Here is a 26,083-nt window from a genome sequence, read left to right as displayed (position 1 = left end):
ACTGACCCACCGCTATCGCAGGCAAGCCAGCTCCCACATTCGTTTTGTGGCATGTCCAAAATTCCCAGCCTCGCCGCGATCCCCTGCGGTGGGTCAGCTGGACGCATAGGTGATTGACCCACCGCTATCGCAGGCAAGCCAGCTCCCACATTTGTTTTGTGGCGTGTCCAAAATTCCCTGCCTCGCCGCGATCCCCTGTGGGAGCGGGCTTGCCCGCGATGAGGCCACAACAGCCCCACATTTCTCCAGGCATAAAAAAACGCCGCGTACCTTGCGATACGCGGCGTTTTTTGTGTCAGCAGACCTTAGGCTTGAACCACCGGAATGTTGGCACTTGCAGCGATTTTACGGAACTCGGCGATCTGGTCGAAGTTCAGGTAGCGGTAGACATCACTGGCCATGGTGTCCAGTTTGGCCGCGTAGCCCATGTACTCTTCGACGGTCGGCAGGCGACCCAGCGTGGAAGCGACTGCCGCCAGCTCAGCCGAGGCCAGGTAGACGTTCGCACCATCACCCAGACGGTTCGGGAAGTTACGGGTCGAAGTCGACACTACGGTGGAGTTCGGCTCTACACGTGCCTGGTTACCCATGCACAGCGAGCAGCCCGGCATTTCCATGCGCGCGCCAGCCTTGCCGTAGATGCCGTAGTAGCCTTCTTCGGTCAGTTGGTGAGCGTCCATCTTGGTCGGCGGCGACAGCCACAGACGGGTTGGCAGCTGGCCCTTGACCTGCTCCAGCAACTTGCCGGCAGCGCGGAAGTGACCGATGTTGGTCATGCACGAACCGATGAACACTTCGTCGATCTTCTCGCCAGCAACGCTGGACAGCAGACGGGCGTCATCCGGGTCGTTCGGCGCGCAGAGGATTGGCTCGTTGATTTCGGCCAGGTCGATTTCGATGACTTCGGCGTATTCGGCGTCGGCATCGGCTTCCATCAGCTCAGGGTTGGCAACCCAGGCTTCCATCGCTTGGGCACGACGTTCCAGGGTACGCGCATCACCGTAGCCTTCACCGATCATCCAGCGCAGCAGGGTGATGTTGGAGTTCAGGTACTCGGTGACGGAGTCTTTCGACAGCTTGATGGTGCAACCGGCAGCCGAACGTTCGGCCGAGGCGTCGGACAGCTCGAAAGCCTGCTCCAGCGTCAGGTCGTTCAGGCCTTCGATTTCCAGGATGCGACCAGAGAAGGCGTTTTTCTTGCCTTTTTTCTCAACGGTCAGCAGGCCGGACTGGATCGCGTAGTAAGGAATGGCATGAACCAGGTCACGCAGGGTGATGCCAGGTTTCATTTTGCCTTTGAAGCGCACCAGGATCGATTCCGGCATGTCCAGTGGCATTACGCCAGTGGCTGCGGCGAACGCGACCAGGCCAGAACCGGCCGGGAACGAGATGCCCATCGGGAAACGGGTGTGGGAGTCACCGCCGGTACCTACGGTGTCCGGCAGCAGCATGCGGTTCAGCCAGCTGTGGATGATGCCGTCGCCTGGACGCAGCGATACACCGCCACGGGTCATGATGAAGTCAGGCAGGGTGTGGTGGGTGGTCACGTCGATCGGCTTTGGATAGGCCGCGGTGTGGCAGAAGGACTGCATCACCAGATCGGTGGAGAAGCCCAGGCACGCCAGGTCTTTGAGTTCGTCACGGGTCATAGGACCGGTGGTGTCCTGGGAGCCGACGGTGGTCATCTTCGGTTCGCAGTACGTACCTGGACGAACGCCTTTGCCTTCTGGCAGGCCACAGGCCTTGCCGACCATCTTCTGGGCCAGGGTGAAACCCTTGCCAGTGTCGACAGGTGCTTCAGGCAGCTTGAACAGGTCGGTAGGGCCCAGGCCCAGCTCGGCGCGGGCCTTGTCGGTCAGGCCACGGCCGATGATCAGTGGGATACGGCCGCCGGCACGTACTTCGTCCAACAGGACCGGGGTCTTCATTTCGAAGGTGGTCAGGACTTCATCGGTGCCGTGTTTGCAGACTTTGCCAGCATGCGGGTACAGGTCGATCACGTCGCCCATGTGCATGTTGGTAACGTCGAATTCGATTGGCAGTGCGCCAGCATCTTCCATGGTGTTGTAGAAGATTGGAGCGATCTTGCTACCGAAGCAGAAGCCGCCAGCGCGCTTGTTAGGCACGTAGGGAACGTCGTCGCCGAAGAACCACAGTACCGAGTTGGTTGCCGACTTACGGGACGAACCGGTACCGACTACGTCACCGACGTAGGCGATCGGGAAGCCCTGGCCGCGCATTTCTTCGATCTGCTTCATCGGGCCGGTCTTGCCTTGCTCGTCCGGCACGATGCCTTCACGGGCCATTTTCAGCATGGCCAGGGCGTGCAGCGGGATGTCAGGACGGGACCAGGCATCGGGAGCAGGGGACAGGTCGTCGGTGTTGGTTTCGCCGGTGACCTTGAATACACGCAGGCTGATCTTGTCGGCCAGGGTCGGGCGGTTCTTGAACCACTCGCCGTCGGCCCAGGACTGGATCACTTCCTTGGCGTGCTGGTTGCCGTTCTTGGCTTTTTCCGCGACGTCGTGGAAAGCATCGAACATCAGCAGGGTGTGCTTGAGCTGGGCAGCTGCAACGGCGGCCAGTTCGGCGTCGTCCAGCAGTTCGACCAGCGTCACGATGTTGTAGCCGCCTTGCATGGTGCCGAGCAGTTCAACAGCGCGCTTTTTGTCGATCAGGGGAGAAGAAACTTCGCCCTTGGCCAGGGCAGACAGGAAACCGGCCTTGACGTAGGCAGCTTCGTCAACGCCTGGTGGAATGCGGTTGGTGATCAGGTCAACGAGGAACTCTTCTTCGCCAGCCGGGGGATTTTTCAGCAGCTCGACCAGGCCTGCGGTTTGTTCGGCGTTTAGCGGCTGGGGAACGATACCCAGGGCTGCACGCTCTTCGATATGTTTGCGGTAGGCTTCAAGCACAGTTATTACCCTCATCAGTGGTCCCACGGGACGCTCATCCAGACATGCACGGCACGCATGCGCTCGAGGGCTTTTTGAGCCGTAGAGCCAGCGCTGCCGGCATTTCTCACAGAAGCTGCTTTCAAAGTTTTACGCCTGCAGAACGGAGCTGATGAGGGTTGGTGCTGGTTATTTAAAGGTTAAACAACCAGCGCCAACACCGTTCTGAAGGAACGACTGTGCTCGTGACGCTTTGAAAACAGCTTCCAACGGATTATTTGGCGCCTTACAAGGCCGGATGATTCTACGGCAAAAATTTTCTAAAGGTAAGTTGCCGCAGCAAGTTTGCAGGGTGATGAACCTTAGACAAAGGGCTAACATGGGCCACTGTTTCGCTGATTTGTGCGCTGCCACCCATGTCCAACCAAACCATCAAGACCCCTTGCATCGGCCTGTGCTCCACGGTTTACGGCGATCTCGTGTGCCGGGGCTGCAAGCGTTTCCACCACGAAGTGATCCAGTGGAACGGCTATGGAGAGGAAGAAAAACGTGCCGTATGGCTGCGGCTTGAGCAACTGCTGGTGCAGGTGATGGCGGGCAAACTGGAGGTTTTCGATCCCAAACAGCTGCGTTGGCAGTTGGAGCAGCGCAAAATCCGCTTTGTGCCGCACCAATCCGAATACTGCTGGGCCTACCAGTTGATCGCCCGGGGGGCGCGGGTGATCAACAACCTGGAAGCCTATGGGATGGTCCTGATGCCGGAGTTTCGCGACTGGAACCTGCCGGAACTGCGCGATGCCATTGATCGGGAATTTTTTATCCTGTCCGAGGCGCATTACCAGCGCTACATCGCCCCTGGGTTCCTCAAGGATGCACTTTCTGGCTGACGACACCGATCAAAATGTGGGAGCGGGCTTGCCCGCGATGGCGTCCGTTCAGGCAGAGATGTATCAACTGACCCACCGCCATCGCAGCGGTGCGGCGATCCGACAAGCCAGCCCCTACAATTGATTTTCATTGGCCGAGGGATGGGTATCAGGGCTTATTGGCCAGTTCCTCCAGGTGATCGATGATGCTCTGGGGCTTAAGCACCAGCACATCGCTCTCCAGCGCATCCAGCACCACTTCTGCCGTGTTGCCGATCAGCGCCCCGGAAATCCCGGTACGCGCCACGGTGCCAATGATTGTGACCGCCGCGCGCAATTTATGGGCGGCATGGGGAATCAGTACATCGGCCGGGCCTTCTTCGATGTGCAGGCGGTTGTCATCGATGTCGAATTCGGCCTGGAAGGCCTTGCACTGCTCGCGATAGCGGGCTTCGATGGTTTCTTTGAGTTGGAACACAGGATCAGCGGCCGACAGCATGGGCGACGGATGGGCGCTGATCACATGCAATTGGCCCTTGGCCAGGCTGGCAATGTCAAAGCCATGATCGACAATGGCGGCGTGCAGGGATTTATGCTCGTTGTCGAGGTTGCCCACGTCGATGGCCGCCAGGATCACCCCGTCGGTCCACGGGGTCGCGGTCTTGACCAACAGCACTGCCGCCGGGCACAAGCGCAGCAGCTTCCAGTCGTCGGGTGTCAGCAGGGCCTTTTTCAGCGGGCTGTCGGGGTAGTGCTGCTTGATCACCAGTGCGCACCCTTCGGCTTGCTGCACGGCGATGATGGTTTCGTGCCGATTGTTTTTCCAGGCCAGTTCGGTGCTGACGCTATAGCCGTCTGCCAACAGTTGTTCCTTCAGCAAGCTCAACAATGCCGAATGCTCATGTTTTGGATCGCATACCAGCAAATGCAAGTGTGCGTCGGTCACCCCGGCGATCAGCTTGGCGCGCTTGAGGGCCAGGCTCTCCGAGTGTTCGGGCTCGATGATCACGAGGATTCTGCCAATATCGTTCATGAGCGGGATCTCCAAGGGTGGAAAGGACAGGGCGTGGAACAACTATAGTTGTTGCCCGCCGTACGGCATGTTGATGCACATCAAGGCCCGTGACTGGTGGTCTGCAGCGGGGTCGGTATAATCGGCGGCCTTTTGTGATCCTTTGCCCGTGAGCCCGATGAACCTGCCCGAAATCCATGAATTCCTCGGTTGCCGCACCCCCGATGCCTGGGTCCAGGCCGCACTGGCCGACCAGGAAACCCTGCTGATCGACCACAAGAACTGCGAGTTCAAGGCCGCCAGCACTGCCCTGAGCCTGATTGCCAAGTACCACTCCCATGTCGACCTGATCAACATGATGTCGCGCCTGGCCCGCGAAGAACTGGTGCACCATGAGCAAGTCATGCGCCTGATGAAAAAGCGCAAGATCGAGCTGCGCCAGTTGCATGCCAGTCGCTATGCCTCGGGTCTACGCAAGGTGGTGCGCAGTCACGAACCGGTCAAGCTGGTGGACACCCTGGTGGTAGGCGCTTTTATCGAAGCGCGCAGTTGCGAGCGTTTCGAAGCACTGGTGCCACATTTGGACGAAGAGCTCGGCAAGTTCTACTTTGGCCTGCTGAAAAGCGAGGCGCGGCATTTCCAGGGTTATCTGAAGCTGGCTTATCAGTATGGTGATGCCAAGGACGTTGCCCAGGTGATCGAGCGGGTCCGCGCCGCCGAGCAGGAGTTGATCGAATCGCCGGACGTCGAGTTCCGTTTCCACAGCGGCGTACCGGCCTGATCGTGAAAGACTGCGGGCTATTTGTAAAAAACTCTTAAAAACATGAAGTTTGCGTCGAAGCCCCGCAGTAAGGGGCTCTGCATGCGCTTGTGGAGCGCGGTTGCCCACTATAATGCGCGCACTTCAATCGGCGCGCGCAGTGGAAACTTATGGAAAACTTGGGTCTGGGCAAGGTCTTGCTCGTTGAGGACGATGAGAAGCTGGCAGGGCTGATCGAGCATTTCCTGGCACAGCATGGCTTTGACGTGCGCGTGGTGCACCGGGGCGATGAAGCCTTGGCGGCGTTCCTGGCCTTCAAGCCGAAGATCGTCGTGCTCGACCTGATGCTGCCGGGCCAGAGCGGCCTGCATGTGTGCCGCGAGATCCGCAATGTGTCCGACACACCCATCGTGATCCTCACCGCCAAGGAGGATGACCTGGACCATATCCTCGGCCTGGAATCCGGCGCCGATGACTACGTGATCAAACCGATCAAACCACCCGTACTGCTGGCACGCCTGCGCGCCTTGCAGCGCCGCCATCTGCCGGAGCCGACGGTGCGTGGCTCGCTGGCGTTCGGCCAACTGGCGATTGACCGCAGTTGCCGGGGCGTGAGCCTGGGTGATGAGAAGATCGACCTGACCACCATGGAGTTCGAGCTGCTGTGGTTGCTGGCCAGCAGCGCGGGGAAGATCCTCTCGCGCGACGATATCCTTAACCGCATGCGCGGGATTGCCTTTGATGGGCTCAACCGCAGTGTCGATGTGTATATCAGCAAGCTGCGCAGCAAACTCAACGACAACCCCCGAGAACCCGTGTGCATCAAGACCATCTGGGGCAAGGGCTACCTGTTCAATCCGTTTGCCTGGGAGGTCTAGCCAGATGCTGCGCCTGTTTCTGCGCCTGTACATCATCCTGGCCCTGGGGTTGGCGGGGGCGATCTGGCTGGTGAACTACACCTTCGACGAATTGCTGCCCGAAGCCAACGAAACCTACAACCGTGAAGCCATGCGAGGCCCGGCCTACGGCTTGGTGGAGCAGTTGCGTCCGTTGCCGCCCGGGCCGGCCCGCGAGGCGCGGCTGGCCGAGCTGCAAAAGCACTATGGCTTGCGCCTGGGGTTTATTGACCGCGACGCAGCCGGCCTTGACCCCCGCGAGCAACAGTTGCTGGCTGATGGCAAGTTGGTGGTGCGCGGCGATTTCATGGAGTTCATCACTGAAATCGACGGCGGCGCGCAGTTGCTTGAGGTCAAGCTGCCGGTGGAACCACGCTGGCTGTATCTGTGGGCCTACAGCTTGTTGGGCTTGTGCCTGGCCATCGTCCTGTATTTCTGGGTGCGCCCGCACTGGCGTGACCTTGAGCACATCCGCCTGGCGGCCCAGCGTTTTGGTGACAATGACCTGGGCTCGCGCATCCTGTTGCCGCGTCGCTCCACCGTGCGTGAGTTGGCCGGGCACTTCAACCAGATGGCCGAGCGCATCGAGCACTTGATCGCCAACCAGCGTGAGCTGACCAACGCGGTGTCCCATGAATTGCGCACACCGATTGCGCGCTTGTCGTTTGAGCTCGATCAACTCAAGCAGGAAGCGGACCCGCGCCAGAGCCGCGCGCTGATTGGCGACATGTACGCCGACCTTGGCGAGCTGGAAGACATGGTTTCCGAGCTGTTGACCTACGCCAGCCTTGAGCGTGGTGCCACCCAAGTCACCCGCGAGAACATCGAGGCCCAAAGCTGGCTCGACAGTGTGATCGGCAGCGTCGCCCTGGAAGCGGAAGCGGAAGGCGTGCAGTTGTCACTGCGTACCTGTGAAGTGGAGTTCATCCAGATCGAGCCACGGTTTATGGCGCGCGCCGTGATCAACCTGCTGCGCAATGCCATTCGTTATGCCGAGCATCGGGTGGAGGTGTCGTTGGTCAAATTCGGCAGTGGCTATGAGGTACGCGTCTGCGATGACGGCCCCGGCGTGCCCGAGGATGGCCGTGAGAGAATCTTCCAGCCGTTTACGCGCCTGGACGCCAGCCGCGACCGCCGCACCGGCGGCTTTGGCCTGGGCCTGGCGTTGGTCCAGCGTGTCAGCCAGTGGCATGGCGGGCAGGTGCAGGTGCTGGACTCGCAGTGGGGCGGGGCGTCGTTTCGCATGACTTGGGCCTACGCCGATCTGTAGATGCCGACCGGCCGATTGTGGCAAACGGGCTGTTGTGGCGAGCGGGCTGTTGTGGCGAGCGGGCTTGCCCCGCGCTGGGCTGCGAAGCAGCCCCAATAAGTCCGCCGCGTTTCTTCAGATATACGGCGGTGACTGGGTTTGGGGCTGCTCCGCAGCCCAGCGCGGGGCAAGCCCGCTCGCCACAGGGCAAATCGTCAAAAGGTGTAGTTCAGCACGCCCATCACCGAAGTCTGCATCCTGCGCTCCACAATCGGGCTTTTACCCGCATCACCCGACAAGTACTGCACATCCAGCAAGGTCGAGAATGTGGTGTGCTCGCCAAGGGGCACGCTCCAATCGAGGTTCAGCCCCCGGCTGACCATCCCACCCTTGGCGTCATACGCGCGAAAGCGGCTGCGCTGGGCTTGGCCGCTGGTCACGCCATACCACGTCTGTACATAGTTGCTATCGCCAAAGCGGCTGTTGAGGCTGGCGTCCACGGTGCCGTAGTCGCCGTCATACAGGTTGGTGCCGATGCTCAACTCCAATGAAGTGAAGGCCTTGCCGCTGTCTTTTTTATCGTCTTGCTCCAAGGCATGTTCCAGGGTTGCGCCCAGGATCGCGCTGCCCAGGGTATAGCTGGCACTCACCCCAAACTGTGGCCGCGACTTGATGTCGCCCATGCCCTTGAGCCGGTCGGAACCCAGGTGGGTACTTTTCTTCTGGTCCTTGCGCGCGGTGCTGGCGCCGACATAGGCGCTGAAGCTCAACTGGTCATCTTCATAACCCCAGCCCAACCCCTTGTTGGTATCGAGAAAAATCCCCCATGGGCTGACGACGTTTACGCCCAGCAGGGGCGCGGTCATCCGTTCATTGCTGCCGCTGTAGCGCGGCAGGTTGGCCGCCCCGGCTTGCAGGCTGTATTGCCAGTCGGTGGCGACTGACAGTTGGGTGCAGGTGAGCAGGCACACAGAGGTGGCAGCGAGGTAGATTGTTCTTGAACGCATGATGGCCTTCGTTGTTCCATGGGAGGCTCGAATCCTAGGGACGGCGTGGGCAGGGGTCTTTGACAGCTTTGTCGGGAAACTGTCAAAGACTGTTAAGCCGGGGCTGCCTGCCCAGCGCCCAAACGCCGCACCGCCCCCAGACTTGATTTCAATCAAGGGCTCACTGGCCACCTGCCACCTACCATCGGCTGCATATTCCGGCCGTTGAAGTCAGTGAGCCCATGAACCGCACCAAGCCCTCGACCCTCGCTACCTTGGCGGCAAGTCCCGTCACCTGGTTGGTTGTCCTGGTTTTACTGTTCAGCCTGGCCGGCCCGGCCCAGGCCAAGTCCTACGGCGCGATTGAACAGCAGCGCATCGACAAGATCTTCCCCCAGGCAGACGCCATTTCCGCCCCTGAAGGCAAGTTCAAGGTGCGCACGCTGTCGGCCAAAGGCGCGGTGATCGGCTACGTGTTCCAGAGCCTGGATGTGGTGGATATTCCGGCTTACTCCGGCAAACCGATCAACACCCAAGTGATCCTCGACCCGGCCGGGGTGATCCGTGATGCCTATGTGCTGGAGCACCACGAGCCGATCCTGCTGATCGGCATTCCCGAGGCCAAGTTGCATGACTTCACGGCGCGCTACAGTGGGATCAACGTCAGGCAGCGGGTAGTGGTGGGGCACTCCAGCGACAGCCAGGCGGTGACCGTGGATGCGGTGGCCGGTGCCACCGTTACGGCCATGGTGGTCAATGAAGTGATCATGCGTGCCGCCCACGAAGTGGCGGTGTCGCTCAAATTGATCGAGGACAAGGCCAGCACCGCGCAGAAAGTCGCGCTGGTGCGCCCTGATCTGTTCGAGCCCGCCAACTGGGCGCAATTGACCGGCAATGGCGCAGTGCGCCGCCTGCACCTGACACGCGGCCAGGTGGACGCTGCCTTCAAGGGCACCGAGGCCGAAGGTGTGGAAGTGGCGGGGCCGGGGCAGGCCGACGAGACATTTATCGACTTGTATGTGGCGGATCTCAATGCGCCGACCATCGGCCGCAACCTGTTGGGCGAGGCGCAATACCGGGTGCTGATGCAGGGCCTCAAGCCTGGCGAACAGGCCATTGCGGTGCTGGGGCGCGGGGTTTTTTCGTTCAAGGGCTCGGGCTACGTGCGCGGCGGGATTTTTGATCGGGTGCAGTTGCGCCAGTTCGGCAACGTCATCAGCTTTCGCGATATGGACCACCAGCGCCTGTATGACGTATTCGCCGAGGGCATGCCCGAGTTCGAGGAAATGTCGGTGTTTATCGTGCGCCCCCAGGCCGCGTTCGACCCAGGCTCGGCGTGGACCCTGGAGTTGCTGGTGCGGCGCCAGACCGGCCCGGTCAGCGGCACCTTCACCAGCTTTGAACTGCCTTACCAGATGCCCGAGGCCTACCTGGAACGACCCCTGCCGACCGCCGCGGAACAGGCCGCCATCGACGAAGCCAACCGGCCGATGTGGATGACGATCTGGTACCAGAAACAGGTGCAGGTCCTGGTGCTGGGCGCCGCCCTGGTGCTGTTGACGGTGATTCTGTTTTTGCAGGACAGCCTGGCCCGGCGCCCGCGTCTGCTGCACTGGGTGCGTCGCGGTTATCTGCTGTTTACCGTGGTGTTTATCGGCTGGTACGCCCTGGGCCAGTTGTCGGTGGTCAATGTGCTGACCTTCGTGCATGCGCTGTTCCAGCAGTTCCGCTGGGAGCTGTTCCTCACCGACCCGCTGATCTTCATGCTCTGGGTATTCACCGCCGCCAGCATCCTGTTGTGGGGGCGTGGGGTGTTCTGTGGTTGGTTGTGCCCGTTCGGGGCGTTGCAGGAGTTGATCAACGAGGCGGCGCGCAAGCTCAAGGTGCGCCAGTTCGAACTGCCGTTTGCCGTGCATGAGCGGCTGTGGGCGATCAAGTACCTGATCCTGCTGGGGCTGTTTGGCCTGTCCCTGGAGTCGATGGCCACTGCCGAACGGTTTGCCGAAGTGGAACCGTTCAAGACCGCCATCACCCTGCATTTCGACCGCCAGTGGTGGTTCGTCGCCTATGCCTTGGTGCTGCTGGTGATCAACATTTTCACGCGCAAGGTCTATTGCCGCTATCTCTGCCCGCTGGGCGCGGCGCTGGCAATCCCGAGCAAGTTCCGCCTGTTCGACTGGCTCAAGCGGCGCAAGGAATGTGGCGATCCGTGCCAGTTGTGCGCCAAGGAATGCGAGATCCAGGCGATCCACCCCGATGGCCATATCAACGCCAATGAATGCCACTACTGCCTCGATTGCCAGATGACCTGGCACAACGACCACAAATGCCCGCCACTGATCAACAAACGCAAGAAACGCAACAAGGCCGCACCCACCCCTGGGCAATTGATCCCGGTGGTGCAGGTGGCGGTGCCTGAATGACGGCCTTGGGCACCCACTTTTCCCATCTGGAGCACATCATGAACGACAGCGAATCGAAAAAAACCGGGGCCACACCGCAACCCGAAGGCATGAGCCGGCGTGGCTTCCTCGGCACCGGCGCCGTGACCGGCGCGGTGCTGGCAGGCGCCTCGGCCATCGGCGGTACGGTGTTTACCCGCGAGTCCTTTGCGGCGGCGGCCAAGGAAGCGAAGTCGAAGATCCATGTGGGCCCGGGTGAGCTGGACCAGTACTACGGTTTCTGGAGCGGCGGCCACCAAGGCGAAGTGCGGGTGCTGGGGGTGCCGTCGATGCGCGAGCTGATGCGCATCCCGGTATTCAACGTCGATTCGGCCACCGGCTGGGGCCTGACCAACGAGAGCAAGCGCATCCTCGGCGAGGGCGCCAAATACCAGAACGGTGATTGCCATCACCCGCACTTGTCCACCACCGATGGCCGCTACGACGGCAAATACCTGTTTATCAACGACAAGGCCAACACCCGCGTCGCGCGGATCCGCCTGGACATCATGAAGTGCGACAAAATCGTCACCGTGCCCAACGCCCAGGCGATCCACGGCCTGCGCCTGCAAAAGGTGCCGTACACCAAGTACGTGTTCTGCAACGCCGAGTTCATCATTCCGCACCCCAATGACGGCCACACCTTCGACCTGCAAGACAAAAACAGCTTCACCATGTTTAACGCCATCGACGCAGAAAAAATGGAAATGGCCTTCCAGGTCATCGTCGACGGCAACCTCGACAACGCCGACATGGACTACACCGGCAAATACGCTGCGGCCACTTGCTACAACTCGGAAAAGGCCTCCGACCTGGGCGGCATGATGCGCAACGAGCGCGACTGGGTGGTGGTGTTCAACATCCCGCGCATCGAGGCGGCGATCAAGGCCGGCAAGTTCATCAACCTCGACGGGGTCAAGGTGCCGGTGGTGGACGGGCGCAAGGGCGACGATGGCAAGGACAGTGAATTCACCCGCTATATCCCGGTGCCGAAGAACCCCCATGGCTGCAACACCTCGCCGGACGGCAAGTACTTTATCGCCAACGGCAAGCTGTCGCCGACCTGCACCATCATCGCCATCGACAAGCTCGACGACCTGTTCAGCGACAAGATCAAAGACCCGCGCGGCGTGGTCGTCGGCGAGCCGGAGCTGGGCCTGGGCCCGTTGCACACCACCTATGATGGCCGGGGTTTTGCCTACACCACGCTGTTTATCGACAGCCAGGTGGTGAAGTGGAACATCGCCGAAGCCATCCGCGCCTATGGCGGCGAGAAGGTCAACTACATCAAGCAGAAGCTCGATGTGCACTACCAACCGGGCCACAACCACGCCTCGCTCACCGAAACCCGGGATGCCGACGGCCAATGGCTGGTGGTGCTCAGCAAATTCTCCAAGGACCGCTTCCTGCCCACCGGCCCGTTGCACCCGGAAAACGATCAGTTGATCGATATCTCGGGCGATGAAATGAAACTGGTCCACGACGGCCCGACCTTCGCCGAACCCCATGACTGCGTGATGGCGCGGCGTGACCAGATCAAGACCAAGAAAATCTGGGAGCGCAACGACCCGTTCTTTGCCGAAACCGTGGCCATCGCCGCCAAGGACGGGATCAAGCTGGAGACCGATAACAAGGTGATCCGCGACGGCAAGAAAGTACGGGTGTACATGACCTCCATGGCGCCGACCTATGGCCTGACCGAGTTCACCGTCAAGCAGGGCGATGAGGTCACGGTGACCATTACCAACATCGACCAGATCGAGGACGTGACCCACGGCTTTGTCATGACCAACCATGGCGTGAGCATGGAAATCAGCCCGCAGCAAACGTCGTCCATTACCTTCATCGCCGACAAGCCGGGGCTGCATTGGTACTACTGCAGCTGGTTCTGCCATGCGCTGCATATGGAGATGGTAGGGCGCATGTTGGTCGAGCGGGCTTAACGGCGAGCACCAACCAATGTGGGAGCGGGCTTGCCCGCGATAGCGGCGGTTCAGCCACTATTTTTGGCGGCTGGTATACCGCCATCGCAGGCAAGCCAGCTCTCACACTAGATCTGTGTCGCTCCACAGATTGGGTTTTGATCAAAAGGAATGCTCCGTGGTTCAACCCCGCACGTTATTGATCGGGTGTGTGTGGCTGCTATTTTCGGCCACCGCCAGCGCCGCTTTACTGCCCATCACCGACTTGCCGTTGGTAGCCGCAGGCCCGCAGCACTGGCGCCTGCCCGCCGGCGACTACCTGGGCTCCTTCAGCATCGACCGACCCCTGCAACTCACCTGCGAACCCGGTGCGGTGATCCACAGCCAGGGCTTGGGCAACGGCTTGCTGATCAGCGCTGCCGACGTCACCGTCGAGGGCTGCACCTTCCTCGACTGGGGCCATGACCTCACCGCGATGAACGCGGCGATCTTCATCCAACCCAAGGCCCACGGCACCTTGATCAAGGGCAACCATATGCGCGGCCAGGGTTTTGGGGTGTGGGTCGATGGCACGGCGGACGTGAGCGTGATCGACAACCAGATCCAGGGCGACCCCACCCTGCGCTCCCAGGACCGGGGCAACGGCATCCACCTGTATGCGGTCAAGGGCGCGCGAGTGATCGGCAACCACGTGCGCGACGCCCGCGACGGCATCTACATCGACACCTCCAACGGCAACCTGCTGCAAGGCAACACCCTGGAAGACCTGCGCTATGGCATCCACTACATGTTTGCCAACGACAACCAGGTACTCGACAACATCACCCGTCGCACCCGTACCGGCTACGCCTTGATGCAAAGCCGCAAGCTGACGGTGATCGGTAATCGCTCCGAAGAGGATCAGAACTACGGGATCCTGATGAACTACATCACCTATTCCACCCTGCGCGACAACGTGGTCAACGATGTGCGCGACGGCACCACGGGCGACACCATGATCACTGGTGCCGAAGGCAAGGCACTGTTTATCTACAACTCGCTGTTCAACAGCATCGAACACAACCACTTCGGGCGCAGTGCGGTGGGCATTCACCTCACGGCCGGCTCCGAAGACAACCGGATTGCCGGCAACGCCTTTGTCGGCAACCAGCGCCAGGTCAAGTACGTGGCCACACGTTTGCAGGAGTGGTCGGCGGATGGCCGGGGCAATTACTGGAGCGACTACCTGGGCTGGGACCGCAACAGCGATGGCCTGGGGGATGTGGCCTACGAGCCCAACGATAACGTCGACCGCCTGCTGTGGCTGTACCCCCAAGTGCGCCTGTTGATGAACAGCCCCGGCATCGAGTTGCTGCGCTGGGTGCAGCGGGCGTTTCCGGTGATCAAGTCGCCGGGAGTGATGGACAGCCATCCGCTGATGAAAGACCCCACGCTTTCCCTGCTCAAGGAGCCCGCATGATGCCTGTCGTCGAAATCCAAGGCGTGACCCAGCGTTATGGGCACGCCACTGTGCTGCATGACCTGAGCCTGAGCCTGGCGCCCGGGGAGGTACTGGGCCTGTTCGGCCATAACGGCGCGGGCAAGACCACCAGCATGAAGCTGATCCTCGGTCTGTTGCAGGCAAGCAGCGGCCAGGTGCGGGTGTTCGGCCGGGCGCCCAGCGATCCGCAGGTACGGCAGATGCTCGGGTACCTGCCGGAAAACGTGACCTTCTACCCACAACTCAGCGGCCTGGAGACCCTGCAGCATTTTGCCCGGCTCAAGGGCGCGCCGATGAGCCAGGTCGCGACGCTGCTCGAAGACGTCGGCCTGACCGCGGCGGCGCGGCGGCGGGTCAAGACCTATTCCAAGGGCATGCGCCAGCGCCTCGGCCTGGCCCAGGCCCTGCTTGGCGAGCCGCGCCTGCTGCTGCTCGACGAGCCCACCGTAGGCCTCGACCCGATCGCCACCCAGGATTTGTATCGCTTGCTCGACCGCCTGCGCGGGCAGGGCACCAGCATCATCCTTTGCTCCCATGTGCTGCCGGGGGTGGAAGCCCATATCAACCGCGCCGCGATCCTCACCCAGGGCCGCCTGCTGGCCCTCGGCACCCTGGCGGCGTTGCGCGAAGAAGCCGGGCTGCCGACCCTGATCCGCAGCAGTGGCTTGCAACGGGCGGCGCTTTTGCAAAAACGCTGGAGCGAGGCCGGCCACGTGACCCGGCGCTGGGGCGCGGAGGGCCTGCAAGTGGCTGCGTTCAATGGCAACAAGCTGGACCTGTTGCGTCAGTTGCTCGACCAGGAAAACCCCAGCGATGTGGAAATCGTCGTGCCGTCCCTGGAGGACCTGTACCGCCATTACATGGAAAGCCCTGCGGAGCGTGCCCTATGACGCCGATCTGGAACATGGCCCGCAAGGAATTCAGCGATGGCCTGCGCAATCGCTGGTTGTTAGCGATCAGCCTGTTGTTCGCGGTGCTGGCCATCGGCATCGCCTGGCTCGGTGCGGCGGCGTCCGGGCAACTGGGCTTCACCTCGATCCCGGCGACCATCGCCAGCCTGGCCAGCCTTGCGACTTTCCTGATGCCGTTGATTGCGCTGTTGCTGGCCTATGACGCGATTGTGGGCGAGGACGAAAGCGGCACCTTGCTGCTGTTGCTCACTTATCCCCTGGGGCGCGGGCAGATCCTGCTGGGCAAGTTCGTGGGGCATGGGTTGATCTTGGCCCTGGCGACCTTTATCGGATTTGGCTGCGCCATGCTCGCCATTGCGCTGCTGGTGGATGACGTCGAGTTCAGCCTTCTGCTGTGGGCGTTTGGTCGATTCATGCTGACGTCGACTTTGCTCGGCTGGGGCTTTCTGGGGCTGGCGTATGTGTTGAGCGCCGTCTCGGCAGAGAAGTCCACGGCGGCCGGGCTGGCCCTGGGCGTGTGGTTCTTTTTTGTCCTGGTGTTCGACCTGGCGTTGCTGGCGCTGCTGGTCATCAGCGAGGGCCAGTTCAGCCCGACGCTGCTGCCCTGGTTGTTGCTGTTCAACCCGGCGGATGTGTACCGGCTGATCAACCTGTCGGGCTTCGATACCGGCCCGGCGTCGGTGGGCGTGATGGCATTGGCGGGCGACCTGGCAGTACCGACGGCGGTGTTGTGGCTATGCCTGGCTTTATGGGTCGTAGGGCCACTGGCCTGGGCCTATTGGCTGTTTGGGCGGCGCGCAGCCTGAGTTTTTATTACTGGAGCGGATGAGCATGAAAATCGGGTTGGTATTGCTGTTGAGCCTGCTGTTGGTCGGGTGTGACAAACCGGTGGCGGCGGGCGTGGGTGATGGGCCGGTGGCGTTTCATCCGGCCGATGAGTGCCATGTGTGCGGCATGGTGATCAGCGAATTCCCCGGGCCCAAGGGCCAGGTGGTGGAGCAGGGCGTGGCGAAGAAGTTTTGCTCGACCGCAGAAATGCTCGGCTGGTGGTTGCAGCCGGAAAACCATCATGCCCAGTCAAAGCTGTATGTGCATGACATGGGGCGCAGTCATTGGGACACCCCGGATGATGCCCATCTGATCGACGCCAAGACGGCGTACTACGTGCTTGGCACCGGGCTCAAGGGCGCCATGGGCGTGGTGCTGGCCTCGTTTGCCGAGCAGGCGGTGGCACAGAAAGTCGCGGCGGATACCGGCGGGCGGGTGTTGCGCTTTGAGGAGATTGACCTGGCACTGTTGCAGCAGCCGAGTGGCATGGCCCATCGCGGTCATTGAGGCTGCTCTCCTGTGGGAGCGGGCTTGCCCGCGATAGCGGCAGTTCAGTCAGCATTTCTGGCGGCTGACACACCGCTATCGCAGGCAAGCCAGCTCCCACAGCCTAGCGGTTGACCAGCTTCGCCGGCAAGGCGATCACCAGCAAGCAACTGAGCACCAGGCTCCCGGCAAAGAACCACATCGCCCCGGCGCTGCTGCCCGTCAGGTCAATGGCCAGACCCATCAGCGAGTTGCTGACCAAGCCGGCGATGTTCGCCAGGGAACAGGCCAGGGCAAAGCCAGTGGCTGCCGCGGTGCCGGTGAGGAAGGTCGCTGGCAGGCTGAAAAACACCGGCACCGCGCCAAGGATCGCCGCCGAAGCCACGGCAAACAGGGCCACGGTGGCGACCACGTTATGGGTGAAGAAGGTGCTGCTGGCCATGGCCACGGCGCCCACCAGAAAGGGCACGATAATGTGCCAGCGGCGCTCACGGTATTTGTCGGAGCTGGCGCCGATCAGCAGCATGCCGGCCAGCGCGGCGACGCTGGGCAGGGCGGTGAGCAGGCCGATATGGAAGGTGTCGCTGATCCCCGCGTTACGGATCAGTGTCGGCATCCAGAAACCCATGGCATAGGCACTGAGCAGGATCGAAAAATCGATCCCACCGAGCATCCACACCTTAATGTTGAAGAACCCATCACGAAAGCGCCGCGGGCTGTGGCTGGCCTGGCTGGCGTCGGCGTGCAATTGCTGTTGCAGCAGGGCCTTTTCGTCGGCAGACAACCATTTGGCCTGGTGATAGGTATTGGGCAGCGCCCAGAACGCCAGCACCCCCAACAGCACGCTGGGCAATGCTTCAAGCAGGAACAGCCATTGCCAACCGCGCAGGCCGGCCAGTTGGTCGAAGTGGCTCATGATCCAGCCAGACAACGGCCCACCAATCACACTGGACAGCGGCAGGCCGATCATGAACAGCGCAATCACCCGCGCCCGGCGATGGGTGGGGAACCAGGTGGTCAGGTAGTACAACACCCCCGGCAGGAACCCCGCCTCGGCAACGCCGAGCAAAAAGCGCAGGACATAGAACTGGGTAGTGGAGGTGACCAGCAGCGTGCAGGCCGAGAGCAGGCCCCAGGTGATCATGATGCGGGCAATCCAGATCCGCGCGCCGACCCGCTCCAGGATCAGGTTGCTCGGCACTTCAAACAGGATATAGCCGACAAAAAACAGGCCGGCGCCCAGGCCGAACGCGGTTTCGCTGAACTGCAACTGGTCTTGCATCTGCAGCTTGGCAAAACCGATGTTGATCCGGTCCAGATAGGCGGCCAGGTAGCAGAAACACAGGAAGGGAATCAGCTTCCAGGTGATCTTGTGGTACAGCGCATGGATCGGGTCGGCGACCGTGGGCATCGGTGAGTCTCATGGGCAAGGAGTGGGGCGGGGCGAATATAGCATTCCGACACCGACAAGCTCTGTCTGAAACGCGCCACCTGACTGGGGTTGGCGTGCGAAAGCAGCTACGTTTAATGCTTCTAATAAAACAGAGTATCCACGGATGAACTACCAACCCTTTACCCGAACCTTGATCGCGACGGCCCTGGTCCTGACATTCAGCGGTGTGCAGGCGGCCTCCCAGGCCCCGGTGGCCGGTGAAAACGGCATGGTGGTGACGGCCCAGCATTTGGCGACCCATGTGGGCGTCGATGTGTTGAAGGCCGGCGGCAACGCCGTGGATGCGGCTGTCGCCGTGGGTTACGCCCTGGCGGTGGTTTATCCGGCGGCGGGTAACCTGGGGGGCGGTGGGTTCATGACCGTGCAACTGGCGGACGGGCGCAAGACCTTCCTCGACTTCCGCGAAAAAGCCCCATTGGCGGCCACCGCCGACATGTACCTGGACAAGGACGGCAACGTCGTCCCCGGCCTCAGCGCCAAGGGCCACCTGGCCGTCGGCGTACCCGGCACCGTCTCCGGCATGGAGCTGGCCCTGAGCAAATACGGCACCCTCAAGCGCGCCCAAGTCATCGCGCCGGCAATCAAGCTCGCAGAAAACGGCTTCGCCCTCGACCAGGGCGATATCGACATGCTGCATAGCGCCACCGAAGAGTTCAAAAAAGACCAGGACCTGCGCGGCATCTTCCTCAACAAGGGTGAGCCACTGCAGGTCGGGCAGAAACTGGTGCAAAAAGACCTGGCCCGCACCCTGCGGGAAATCTCCGCCAAGGGCACCGATGGCTTCTACAAAGGCTGGGTGGCCAAGGCCATTGTCGATTCCAGTCAGGCCGGCAAGGGCATCATCGCACAGGCCGACCTGGACAAATACCAGACCCGCGAACTGGCGCCCATCGAGTGCGACTATCGCGGCTACCACGTAGTCTCGGCGCCACCACCCAGCTCGGGCGGCCTGGTGATCTGCCAGATCATGAACATCCTCGAAGGCTACCCCATGGCCGAACTGGGCTACGGCTCGGCCCAGGGTACCCATTACCAGATCGAAGCCATGCGCCACGCCTACGTCGACCGCAACAGCTATCTGGGCGACCCGGACTTTGTACAGAACCCGGTGGAGCACCTGCTGGACAAGAACTACGCCGCCAAACTGCGCGCCTCCATCGAGCCGCAAAAGGCTGGCGACTCCACGGCCATCAAGCCCGGCGTGGCGCCCCATGAAGGCAGCAACACCACCCATTACTCCATCGTCGACAAATGGGGCAACGCAGTCTCGGTGACCTACACCCTCAACGACTGGTTCGGCGCCGGCGTCATGGCCAGCAAGACCGGGGTGATCTTGAACGACGAGATGGACGACTTCACCGTCAAGGTCGGCGTGCCCAACATGTACGGCCTGGTCCAGGGCGAAGCCAACGCCATCGCCCCAGGCAAGGCGCCACTGTCGTCCATGAGCCCGACCATCGTCACCAAGGACGGCAAGGCTGTGATGGTCATCGGCACACCGGGCGGTAGCCGCATCATCACCGCCACTTTGCTGACCATCCTCAACGTCATCGACTACAAGATGAACATCCAGGAAGCCGTCAACGCCCCGCGCTTCCACCAACAGTGGATGCCCGACAGCACCAACCTCGAAACCTTCGCCCTGAGCCCCGACACCCAGAAAATCCTCGAAAGCTGGGGCCACAAATTCGCCGGCCCCCAAGACGCCAACCACCTGGCCGCCATCCTCGTCGGCGCCCCATCCCTGGACGGCAAACCCGTGGGCAACAACCGCTTCTACGGCGCCAACGACCCACGGCGCAACACCGGGCTGTCATTGGGCTACTAACCCCAGGCAGGGCAGGGGCCAGCCGCCCTTGCTCTGCTTCACAGAAGAATATTTTTTGAAATCAAGGGGTTGCCAGTCCCGGCAAATCAGTACATAATTGCCGCCATCGAACGCACTGAGGCATAAAAAACTTCAATGTTTTCAATGAGATAGAGTAGAGGCAAGCTTCACATAGCCCACTCAAGTTTATATGCGGTGAATGTCGGTGGTTTTGGCATTGATCGTTTGAGGCCGAGTAGCAAAATGGTTATGCAGTGGATTGCAAATCCACCTACGCCGGTTCGATTCCGACCTCGGCCTCCACTCTTGAAAGCCCCGTAGATCAATGGTCTACGGGGTTTTTTATTGTCTGGGATTTGTGATCGTTTCCGCAACCTCTACATTTTTGACGTTCGCTAACCTTGTGAAATATCACACATTGACTCTGATGTAGGTGCTAAATTTCTCCTTGACCACTCTGCACTATCACGCCGGTGGGCAGACAAGGAACGCGATTATGGCAATGAATCCTGCAACGGCTGTTTCACTAAGTACTGTCCGAATTGAATCTTATTCAGAGGCTGGGAAAAGTGTTGGCACTGGTTATTTTTATAATATAGAAACCCCGACTACAGAGTCGGGATTTGTTGTAACCCCTCTGATTGTTACTAATAAGCACGTGGTGTGTGGGTCTGAGTTAATTAAAGTTACTTTGGATATTGCAAAAAGAAGCTCGCATATAAATGAAGATGGTAGTGTGGATTGGCAGGAAAGGCATACCTTTGAGTTGGATCCGCTTGATGGATCTATTTTGATGCATCCTGATGATGAAGTAGATTTGTGTGTGATACAGATGGGGCAAATATTAGGTCGAATTACTGAGGGTTACACTCCAAAAAATAATTTCTTGGATAAGCGATGGCGACTTGGTGTGGATGATTTTCCGCACATAAGACCAATCGAGTCAGTGGTGATGGTTGGATATCCAAATGGAATGTGGGATAAGCATAATAATAAGCCTATTGTACGGAAGGGAATGACCGCAACCCATTGCTTAACTAGGTGGGATAACAACAGATATTTCGTAATAGACTGCGCTTGTTTTCCAGGCTCAAGTGGATCGCCTGTATTTCTTTACGAAGATGGAATTTATCGAGTGAGTGGAGGCAAATATGCCCCCGGCTTGGGTGCTAAGCTCATAGGTACGTTATGGGGAGGGCCGACATATTCAACTAAAGGTAAGCTCATTCCAAAGCCGGTTCCATCTCTTTTGGCTACTGACGCAGGCGCTATTCCTGTTATAGAAGTAATGATGAATTTGGGGTTTGTAATTCATGCTGATGCGCTGGATGATTTTATTCCCATAATTAGTGGTCTGATTGAAAATAACCAGTGATGGGGATGCCCGTCTTTATTTTTAATCGATTTAGGTGTCTTTTATGCGGCGGAATACGCCGAACATTTTTTATATTTTATTTTAAGAGGAAAGATGGTTTTATTTTGTTGGCTTCACTATCTCACCTATTCTTCTATACACTTTTTTGGTCATTTCTTCTATGGAATGGCCGAGAAGCCGACTGGCATGAGTTAACTCGATTTCACTAGCAGCTTTTGGGCGAATGTCTTTGAACTGGAACTGACGGATCAGCACGGCTAGGGCCGTGTCACCGTCGGCACCGGCCTTAATGGCGGCTTTTTCTCGAGCTTCGTCCCAGCGGTTGCGTAACATTTGCGCGCTCATGCGAAGGCCGGATGTGTTGGTGATCAGTCTCGACGTTTTGATCCCTGCGAGGGTCCGGCGCTCCTGTAGATTGCTGATAAAAGCACTGAGCCCGGATTGCACTCCGTCGTCCTCCAGTAGAAGGCGCAGCTTTTTTTCGGTTTTTCCCTGTTTGACCATCAAAAACCCTGCGTTCAAGTCGGTGACGGCCACTTTGAGCACATCGGCAGGACGCTGGCCAGTGAGATAGGCCATGTCCATCGCGTCCTTTAGTTCCTGCACGGCCTCGGTGTACACCGCAACCCGCCGCACCCATTCAGCGGCGCAGCTCCACAAGCGGATATTTAAAGAGGCGTTAGGTTTGAGGGAGGCCAATCAAAGGGGCGAACAGGCGAGCACCAAGGCCAAGGGCTTCGCCCACAAGCCCGTTGAAAATCTCCTTGCCCCCTTCTTTGCCGGTAGCGGCAAGTCGTTCACCAATAGAGGGGCCGCTTTCGAGACTGGACGGTGTTGCTTTTAAAACTTCCAAACCTTTGGCAGTCAGGACGGCTTCTTCGATTCCATCTCTTGTTTCGCTAAAGCTGATGTATCCAGAAGTAGCCAGCCAACGAGCTGTTGCATAGAACATCTTGACTGCTTGGACTCGCTCTGGGTCTTGCGGAGACGGTTTACTCAAAATGCTATCAGCTATGAAGTGGCGGGACTGGAGATGTGTAGGAATGGGAAAGCTGGTGTAGAGCTTGCCAAAAATTTGTCCTGTCAATTCGTCGAAGCGTTCGATGTTGGAGGCTGTCATGCCTTGAACTCCTTGTAATTCAGCCAGGTGTGGAAATGCGATCAAACTCAGGTTTGGCTGCGTTTATAGCATATGGCTACCACCTTTAGAGAACCGTCATGTCGTTTACTCCGAAGCACCTCGAAGCCATCGAGCGCGCCATTGCGCGCGGCGAAAAGACCGTGCGCTACAGCGACCGCACGGTGGAGTACCGCTCCATCGACGAGCTACTCAAAGCCCGCGACCAGATCCGCACGTCGCTGACCGATTCCGCCGGGCCACGCTCTCGCGTGATCCGGCTCATTCACGGAGGCAAGGGGATCTAATGGCCCGACATTTTCCGACGCTCTCGCGTGTGCAATGCCAACCACCACCGCCACCGGCCGCGTGGCTCATGGAGCCACAAGAGCCCAACTTGACCCAGCGCATGCTCAACGAATTATCGGCATCACCGATGTCGGTGACCAAAACGGAAAAGGGGACGGATCTATTTTCAAAATAAATCCGCCCCCTTTTTACCTCGCGCCCCCTTTTTACTGTAGAGCGCTGGAGCGCCAATCAGCGAATACTCCTGTCACCTTCAACCCACCTGCTCGAACCTCCGCCGCTTCAGGAACAACCCCACCCCCAGTGCAACGGCAAAGATCGACAGCAACCCCAGGTCAAACCCAAACAAGCGGGTTTGGCTCGCGGCAACGCAGCCGACTGCACCTATCGCTATCAGCAGTACCCCTAACCATTTGCGAAGGGGGTACGGCTTAACAAATCGGTCGAGCAGGAAGAACAGCACCAGTGCAACGACCAGTTGGGTAATGTCAGACATGTGTTTCTCCCGTCAGGTCTTGATGATCAGTGTCGAGGCGCTGCGTTGCGGGCCGATGCCGCCATTGACCTGCGCCTCAATGCTCACCAGTACGTCGCCTGCGTGATAGGTGGGCAGGGTTTCATTCACGTACATGCGCACACCGGCGCCGACAGGGGCGCCCACGTAGGGGGAGGCAACATAAGAGGTGGCGCCAGCGAACGCCGAGGCTGCAAGGTTGGCGATTTTGGTGCGTTGAGTGTTGAGAACATCGCCCTGTTGCCGGGTCAGTGGCTTGGAGATGCCGATCATCATCAGGCACGGAAGGTTCTTGGCCAGCATCTTGTCGTACACCTCGACGACCTTGCGGTTGACCTCGTAGTGAGCGCTTTTCGCCTCGCCAAAATGCAGCTCGCGCAGGCGTCCGCGTTCGCTGTCGGTGAGGGTGACCTGCGAGACGTTGAACACGATCCCGTGATTGCCCATGTATTGGAAAGTCCCTTCGAACTTCATCGCACGCATCCTTTCGAGCCAAAGGCGGGGATTGTCTAGAAAGCACGCGCTGGATTCAAATCATTTCACCTGGCCGATCAGCCTGGATGCCCGGCCAGGAACACGTTAGATTCAGCCTCTAAAGGATGACTCACCCCCGTGGAGTAGAATTTTGCGCAAACTGATTATGGTGCTCATGCTCGGGTTCCCGTGCAGTTTTCCGGTAATCGCGGGTGATGGCAGGGCGGTGGAAGTCTCGGTCTTTGGAGCGGTTGTTTCGTCGAGTCTTGCGGTGACTCTTTTCCCCGTCACGCTGACTGAAGACAGTCAAGGAAGTAGCCGCAATAGCTCAAAGGGAGGCGATTCCAAGATAGTTGCCGCTCGCAATGATGCTGCCGCTTTCGTCGCGAGTGATGGGGTTATTAGAGGCGCGAGCCTGGAGGCGGCGTTCGAGGTTTTGCGGATTGGGCATGAGCCGGCCACAGCCAGCGACATGATGCTGGCTGAAGCCGTTTTGGTTTACGAATCGCGCTAGCGAAATAGGGCCTCGACCACTTTTAGCCAATCTGCCCACTGGGTTTGTGCGTCCTGCAGTCCCGTCGTGCCGTGGGGTTAAATCTTGAATTGCTTCAACAGACCTTCAAGGCGATGACCTATGGCGTATAGTTCATCGACGGTTTGCACGCCGTTTTGGGTCTGGTCGGCGACGCTTTCAATCGCGCGGGCTATTTGATGGACGCTTCGGTTGATTTCCTCGGCCACTGACGTCTGCTCCTGCGCGGCACTGGCGATGTGTGCGTTCATCGCATTGATGGTAACGATCAGTTCGACCGCTTTGCCCAACGACTGGCCAGCCTGTTCTGCGTGCAGGCTGGCGCCATTGCCCGCTTCGCCGGAGTGGCTCATCGCGGTCACGACCTTAGTGGTGGCCTGGTTGAGCCGCTCGATCATGGCTTGGATCTCCTGGGTGCTGAGCTGCGTCCGGCTGGCCAATGCGCGCACTTCATCGGCCACCACGGCAAACCCGCGCCCGGCGTCGCCGGCCCGTGCCGCTTCGATCGCGGCATTGAGTGCCAGCAGGTTGGTTTGCTCGGCGATCGAGCGGATGACATCCAGCACGGTGACGATGCCTTCTACATCGCCTTGCAGGCTTTTCAGCGATACGCCGCCCGTGGACAGGTCTGCGGTCAGCGTGTCCAAGCGGGCGATGCTTTCATTGACGACCTGCCTGGCATGCTGGGCCTGTAGATCGGTTTCGGCGGCTGCATCTGAAGCGCTCTGGGCACTTACGGCCACCTCATGCGCAGCGGATGACATTTGATTGATTGCTGCGGCGACCTGATCGGTTTCCTGGCGTTGCTGCGCCATGACGTGGTCGATGCATTTGCTCTGTTCGGCCACTTGGGTGACGGACTCATTCAACTCACGGGCCATGCTGACGATCTGGCTGACCAGCCCATGAATCTTGTCGCAAAAGGCATTGAACGACACGGCTACCTGTCCGAACTCATCGTGGCTGGTGGGTAGGCGCCGCGTCAGATCGCCTTCGCCAGCGGCGATTTCATCGAGGTGCTCGCGAATCCGTGACAGGGGGCGCAGGCTGTTTTTCACCAATACCCAGCCCAGCCCGCCGATGATGCCCAGTGCAATCAAGGCGATGACGGTTATCCCATAGACGAGGCTGCGCACCCGTTGATGGATTTCGGCGCGCACCTGGGCGACCTGGCTTTCGATGCTGTCGAGGTTGATCGCGGTGACTACCACCATGTCCCAGGCGGGCAGGTAAAAACTGTAGGCCAGTTTCGCAACCACATTGTCGGTATTGATCAAGGCCCCTGAATACGTGACGAAGTGGCTGCCGTTCTTCGCGGCGGCGACCATTTCCCGGTTCAGGTAAACCCCGTTCTTGTCTTTGCGGTCACTCATGTTGGTGCCGACGCCTTCGCTGCTGTCGCCACGAAACAGGCGCACGACCTGGCTGTCGTAACCGATAAAATAGCCGTCGTCGCCGTACTTCATCTTGGACAGTCGTGCGATCGCCAGCGCACGTGTGGCCTTTTCGCTCGTCTGGGCCTGCGCATAAAGGTCCGCCACCGAGGTTTGCGCAAGGGAGGCGTAGTCCTTCAAGCGTTCCCGACTTTCATCGAGCAAACGCTCGCGGGTCACCGTGACTTCCTGCTCGGCGCTCGCCAGCAGGTTGGCGCTTGTTGTCAGGGCCAGCACCGTGGACAGCAGCACCACGGGGGCCAGCACCAGGATCAGTACTTTGTTCTTGAACAGCATGTGGGGATGTCCTTACCTGA

Annotated in this window: 22 protein-coding genes, 1 tRNA gene and 3 pseudogenes; 16 read left to right on the top strand and 10 right to left on the bottom strand. The window is 59.7% G+C overall.

Annotated elements, in window-relative coordinates; all coding sequences use genetic code 11:
* Positions 1 to 305: 305 nt before the first annotated feature.
* Positions 306 to 2,915, bottom strand: coding sequence for a bifunctional aconitate hydratase 2/2-methylisocitrate dehydratase (acnB, locus tag BHC62_RS10655; RefSeq protein ID WP_029294832.1), 2,610 nt, complete (start codon positions 2,913 to 2,915; stop codon positions 306 to 308).
* Positions 2,916 to 3,310: 395 nt separating this feature from the next.
* Between acnB and BHC62_RS10650 the strand changes: the two genes are divergently transcribed.
* Positions 3,311 to 3,781, top strand: a complete 471-nt coding sequence (locus BHC62_RS10650) for a DUF1289 domain-containing protein (protein WP_029294834.1) — start codon at positions 3,311 to 3,313, stop codon at positions 3,779 to 3,781.
* A 148-nt stretch (positions 3,782 to 3,929) separates the two neighbouring features.
* Here the strand turns inward: BHC62_RS10650 and BHC62_RS10645 are convergent, their stop codons facing one another.
* Complete coding sequence (locus BHC62_RS10645; RefSeq protein WP_070995003.1) at positions 3,930 to 4,793, bottom strand: universal stress protein; 864 nt, start codon at positions 4,791 to 4,793, stop codon at positions 3,930 to 3,932.
* 157 nt (positions 4,794 to 4,950) lie between these two features.
* On the opposite strand from BHC62_RS10645, the gene BHC62_RS10640 reads away from it, so the two are divergent.
* The 3 genes from BHC62_RS10640 (at position 4,951) to BHC62_RS10630 (ending at position 7,698) form a co-directional block, all read left to right on the top strand.
* Positions 4,951 to 5,553: a tRNA-(ms[2]io[6]A)-hydroxylase gene (locus BHC62_RS10640; protein ID WP_029294839.1), complete on the top strand. Its 603-nt coding sequence runs from the start codon at positions 4,951 to 4,953 to the stop codon at positions 5,551 to 5,553.
* A gap of 149 nt (positions 5,554 to 5,702) precedes the next feature.
* The gene (locus BHC62_RS10635; RefSeq protein WP_029294841.1) at positions 5,703 to 6,410 is read left to right on the top strand and encodes a winged helix-turn-helix domain-containing protein; all 708 of its coding nucleotides are present in this window, start codon (positions 5,703 to 5,705) and stop codon (positions 6,408 to 6,410) included.
* Positions 6,411 to 6,414: 4 nt separating this feature from the next.
* Positions 6,415 to 7,698, top strand: a complete 1,284-nt coding sequence (locus BHC62_RS10630) for an ATP-binding protein (RefSeq protein WP_029294843.1) — start codon at positions 6,415 to 6,417, stop codon at positions 7,696 to 7,698.
* Positions 7,699 to 7,892: 194 nt separating this feature from the next.
* Here the strand turns inward: BHC62_RS10630 and BHC62_RS10625 are convergent, their stop codons facing one another.
* Positions 7,893 to 8,684: a MipA/OmpV family protein gene (locus tag BHC62_RS10625; protein WP_070995002.1), complete on the bottom strand. Its 792-nt coding sequence runs from the start codon at positions 8,682 to 8,684 to the stop codon at positions 7,893 to 7,895.
* 221 nt (positions 8,685 to 8,905) lie between these two features.
* Between BHC62_RS10625 and nosR the strand changes: the two genes are divergently transcribed.
* The 6 genes from nosR (at position 8,906) to BHC62_RS10595 (ending at position 16,752) form a co-directional block, all read left to right on the top strand.
* Complete coding sequence (gene nosR, locus BHC62_RS10620) at positions 8,906 to 11,086, top strand: transcriptional regulator NosR (RefSeq protein WP_070995001.1); 2,181 nt, start codon at positions 8,906 to 8,908, stop codon at positions 11,084 to 11,086.
* A 38-nt stretch (positions 11,087 to 11,124) separates the two neighbouring features.
* Complete coding sequence (nosZ, locus tag BHC62_RS10615) at positions 11,125 to 13,047, top strand: TAT-dependent nitrous-oxide reductase (RefSeq protein WP_029294848.1); 1,923 nt, start codon at positions 11,125 to 11,127, stop codon at positions 13,045 to 13,047.
* Positions 13,048 to 13,225: 178 nt separating this feature from the next.
* Positions 13,226 to 14,485 (top strand): nitrous oxide reductase family maturation protein NosD, encoded by a 1,260-nt coding sequence (locus tag BHC62_RS10610; RefSeq protein WP_371128915.1) that lies wholly within the window; start codon positions 13,226 to 13,228, stop codon positions 14,483 to 14,485.
* Complete coding sequence (locus BHC62_RS10605) at positions 14,485 to 15,396, top strand: ABC transporter ATP-binding protein (protein WP_070995006.1); 912 nt, start codon at positions 14,485 to 14,487, stop codon at positions 15,394 to 15,396. The genes BHC62_RS10610 and BHC62_RS10605 overlap by 1 nt, the downstream gene beginning before the upstream one ends.
* Positions 15,393 to 16,223, top strand: coding sequence for an ABC transporter permease (locus BHC62_RS10600; RefSeq protein WP_029294854.1), 831 nt, complete (start codon positions 15,393 to 15,395; stop codon positions 16,221 to 16,223). The genes BHC62_RS10605 and BHC62_RS10600 overlap by 4 nt, the downstream gene beginning before the upstream one ends.
* A 25-nt stretch (positions 16,224 to 16,248) precedes the next feature.
* A complete protein-coding gene (locus tag BHC62_RS10595) occupies positions 16,249 to 16,752 on the top strand; it encodes a nitrous oxide reductase accessory protein NosL (RefSeq protein WP_256324327.1) in 504 nt (167 codons plus the stop codon).
* A gap of 103 nt (positions 16,753 to 16,855) precedes the next feature.
* On the opposite strand, the gene BHC62_RS10590 is transcribed toward BHC62_RS10595, so the two are convergent.
* Positions 16,856 to 18,142: an MFS transporter gene (locus tag BHC62_RS10590; protein WP_070994998.1), complete on the bottom strand. Its 1,287-nt coding sequence runs from the start codon at positions 18,140 to 18,142 to the stop codon at positions 16,856 to 16,858.
* Positions 18,143 to 18,287: 145 nt separating this feature from the next.
* Here BHC62_RS10590 and ggt point away from each other — a divergent pair, with 145 nt between their 5' ends.
* The 3 genes from ggt (at position 18,288) to BHC62_RS27355 (ending at position 21,387) form a co-directional block, all read left to right on the top strand.
* Positions 18,288 to 20,012 (top strand): gamma-glutamyltransferase, encoded by a 1,725-nt coding sequence (gene ggt / locus BHC62_RS10585; RefSeq protein ID WP_070994997.1) that lies wholly within the window; start codon positions 18,288 to 18,290, stop codon positions 20,010 to 20,012.
* Between the two features lie 229 nt (positions 20,013 to 20,241).
* A tRNA-Cys gene (locus tag BHC62_RS10580) sits at positions 20,242 to 20,315 on the top strand.
* A 193-nt stretch (positions 20,316 to 20,508) separates the two neighbouring features.
* Positions 20,509 to 21,387 (top strand): serine protease, encoded by an 879-nt coding sequence (locus BHC62_RS27355; RefSeq protein WP_071610023.1) that lies wholly within the window; start codon positions 20,509 to 20,511, stop codon positions 21,385 to 21,387.
* Between the two features lie 99 nt (positions 21,388 to 21,486).
* Here the strand turns inward: BHC62_RS27355 and BHC62_RS10575 are convergent.
* Positions 21,487 to 22,011 (bottom strand): annotated as a pseudogene (locus BHC62_RS10575) (tyrosine-type recombinase/integrase); the annotation flags it as partial.
* 55 nt (positions 22,012 to 22,066) lie between these two features.
* Positions 22,067 to 22,507: a hypothetical protein gene (locus BHC62_RS10570; RefSeq protein ID WP_070994996.1), complete on the bottom strand. Its 441-nt coding sequence runs from the start codon at positions 22,505 to 22,507 to the stop codon at positions 22,067 to 22,069.
* 98 nt (positions 22,508 to 22,605) lie between these two features.
* Here BHC62_RS10570 and BHC62_RS10565 point away from each other — a divergent pair, with 98 nt between their 5' ends.
* Both BHC62_RS10565 and BHC62_RS28925 read left to right on the top strand, forming a co-directional pair.
* Positions 22,606 to 22,812: a phage head-tail joining protein gene (locus BHC62_RS10565; RefSeq protein WP_070994995.1), complete on the top strand. Its 207-nt coding sequence runs from the start codon at positions 22,606 to 22,608 to the stop codon at positions 22,810 to 22,812.
* 19 nt (positions 22,813 to 22,831) lie between these two features.
* A pseudogene (locus BHC62_RS28925) lies at positions 22,832 to 22,954 on the top strand (lysis protein); the annotation flags it as partial.
* Between the two features lie 112 nt (positions 22,955 to 23,066).
* On the opposite strand, the gene BHC62_RS10560 reads toward BHC62_RS28925, so the two are convergent.
* On the bottom strand, positions 23,067 to 23,309 hold the full coding sequence (locus tag BHC62_RS10560) for a hypothetical protein (protein ID WP_029294865.1): 243 nt from the start codon (positions 23,307 to 23,309) through the stop codon (positions 23,067 to 23,069).
* Between the two features lie 12 nt (positions 23,310 to 23,321).
* On the bottom strand, positions 23,322 to 23,801 hold the full coding sequence (locus BHC62_RS10555; RefSeq protein ID WP_070994994.1) for a hypothetical protein: 480 nt from the start codon (positions 23,799 to 23,801) through the stop codon (positions 23,322 to 23,324).
* A 151-nt stretch (positions 23,802 to 23,952) separates the two neighbouring features.
* On the opposite strand from BHC62_RS10555, the gene BHC62_RS10550 reads away from it, so the two are divergent.
* Positions 23,953 to 24,315, top strand: coding sequence for a DUF2388 domain-containing protein (locus BHC62_RS10550; protein WP_256324326.1), 363 nt, complete (start codon positions 23,953 to 23,955; stop codon positions 24,313 to 24,315).
* Between the two features lie 77 nt (positions 24,316 to 24,392).
* Here the strand turns inward: BHC62_RS10550 and BHC62_RS29310 are convergent, their stop codons facing one another.
* Both BHC62_RS29310 and BHC62_RS29305 read right to left on the bottom strand, forming a co-directional pair.
* A complete protein-coding gene (locus tag BHC62_RS29310) occupies positions 24,393 to 25,148 on the bottom strand; it encodes a methyl-accepting chemotaxis protein (protein WP_371128914.1) in 756 nt (251 codons plus the stop codon).
* A gap of 108 nt (positions 25,149 to 25,256) precedes the next feature.
* A pseudogene (locus BHC62_RS29305) lies at positions 25,257 to 26,063 on the bottom strand (cache domain-containing protein); the annotation flags it as partial.
* Between the last annotated feature and the right edge of the window lie 20 nt (positions 26,064 to 26,083).

The sequence above is a fragment of the Pseudomonas sp. 06C 126 genome (genome assembly GCF_001855215.1).
In the GTDB taxonomy this organism is placed as follows: Bacteria; Pseudomonadota; Gammaproteobacteria; order Pseudomonadales; family Pseudomonadaceae; genus Aquipseudomonas; species Aquipseudomonas proteolytica.
Note: the sequence above shows the minus strand (reverse complement) of the source record. Positions and strands in the feature narration are given on the sequence as shown.

What these genes read in the sequence shown, in the direction of transcription:
- BHC62_RS10600 (WP_029294854.1), top strand. Translation starts at nt 15,393, where the DNA reads ATGACGCCGATCTGGAACATGGCCCGCAAGGAATTCAGCGATGGCCTG.
- BHC62_RS10640 (WP_029294839.1), top strand. Translation starts at nt 4,951, where the DNA reads ATGAACCTGCCCGAAATCCATGAATTCCTCGGTTGCCGCACCCCCGAT.
- ggt (WP_070994997.1), top strand. Translation starts at nt 18,288, where the DNA reads ATGAACTACCAACCCTTTACCCGAACCTTGATCGCGACGGCCCTGGTC.
- BHC62_RS29310 (WP_371128914.1), bottom strand. Translation starts at nt 25,148, where the DNA reads ATGGCGCAGCAACGCCAGGAAACCGATCAGGTCGCCGCAGCAATCAAT.
- BHC62_RS10590 (WP_070994998.1), bottom strand. Translation starts at nt 18,142, where the DNA reads ATGCCCACGGTCGCCGACCCGATCCATGCGCTGTACCACAAGATCACC.
- BHC62_RS10565 (WP_070994995.1), top strand. Translation starts at nt 22,606, where the DNA reads ATGTCGTTTACTCCGAAGCACCTCGAAGCCATCGAGCGCGCCATTGCG.
- BHC62_RS10625 (WP_070995002.1), bottom strand. Translation starts at nt 8,684, where the DNA reads ATGCGTTCAAGAACAATCTACCTCGCTGCCACCTCTGTGTGCCTGCTC.
- BHC62_RS10635 (WP_029294841.1), top strand. Translation starts at nt 5,703, where the DNA reads ATGGAAAACTTGGGTCTGGGCAAGGTCTTGCTCGTTGAGGACGATGAG.
- BHC62_RS10555 (WP_070994994.1), bottom strand. Translation starts at nt 23,801, where the DNA reads ATGAAGTTCGAAGGGACTTTCCAATACATGGGCAATCACGGGATCGTG.
- nosZ (WP_029294848.1), top strand. Translation starts at nt 11,125, where the DNA reads ATGAACGACAGCGAATCGAAAAAAACCGGGGCCACACCGCAACCCGAA.
- BHC62_RS10595 (WP_256324327.1), top strand. Translation starts at nt 16,249, where the DNA reads ATGAAAATCGGGTTGGTATTGCTGTTGAGCCTGCTGTTGGTCGGGTGT.
- BHC62_RS10645 (WP_070995003.1), bottom strand. Translation starts at nt 4,793, where the DNA reads ATGAACGATATTGGCAGAATCCTCGTGATCATCGAGCCCGAACACTCG.
- BHC62_RS10650 (WP_029294834.1), top strand. Translation starts at nt 3,311, where the DNA reads ATGTCCAACCAAACCATCAAGACCCCTTGCATCGGCCTGTGCTCCACG.
- nosR (WP_070995001.1), top strand. Translation starts at nt 8,906, where the DNA reads ATGAACCGCACCAAGCCCTCGACCCTCGCTACCTTGGCGGCAAGTCCC.
- BHC62_RS27355 (WP_071610023.1), top strand. Translation starts at nt 20,509, where the DNA reads ATGGCAATGAATCCTGCAACGGCTGTTTCACTAAGTACTGTCCGAATT.
- BHC62_RS10570 (WP_070994996.1), bottom strand. Translation starts at nt 22,507, where the DNA reads ATGACAGCCTCCAACATCGAACGCTTCGACGAATTGACAGGACAAATT.
- BHC62_RS10605 (WP_070995006.1), top strand. Translation starts at nt 14,485, where the DNA reads ATGCCTGTCGTCGAAATCCAAGGCGTGACCCAGCGTTATGGGCACGCC.
- BHC62_RS10560 (WP_029294865.1), bottom strand. Translation starts at nt 23,309, where the DNA reads ATGTCTGACATTACCCAACTGGTCGTTGCACTGGTGCTGTTCTTCCTG.
- BHC62_RS10630 (WP_029294843.1), top strand. Translation starts at nt 6,415, where the DNA reads ATGCTGCGCCTGTTTCTGCGCCTGTACATCATCCTGGCCCTGGGGTTG.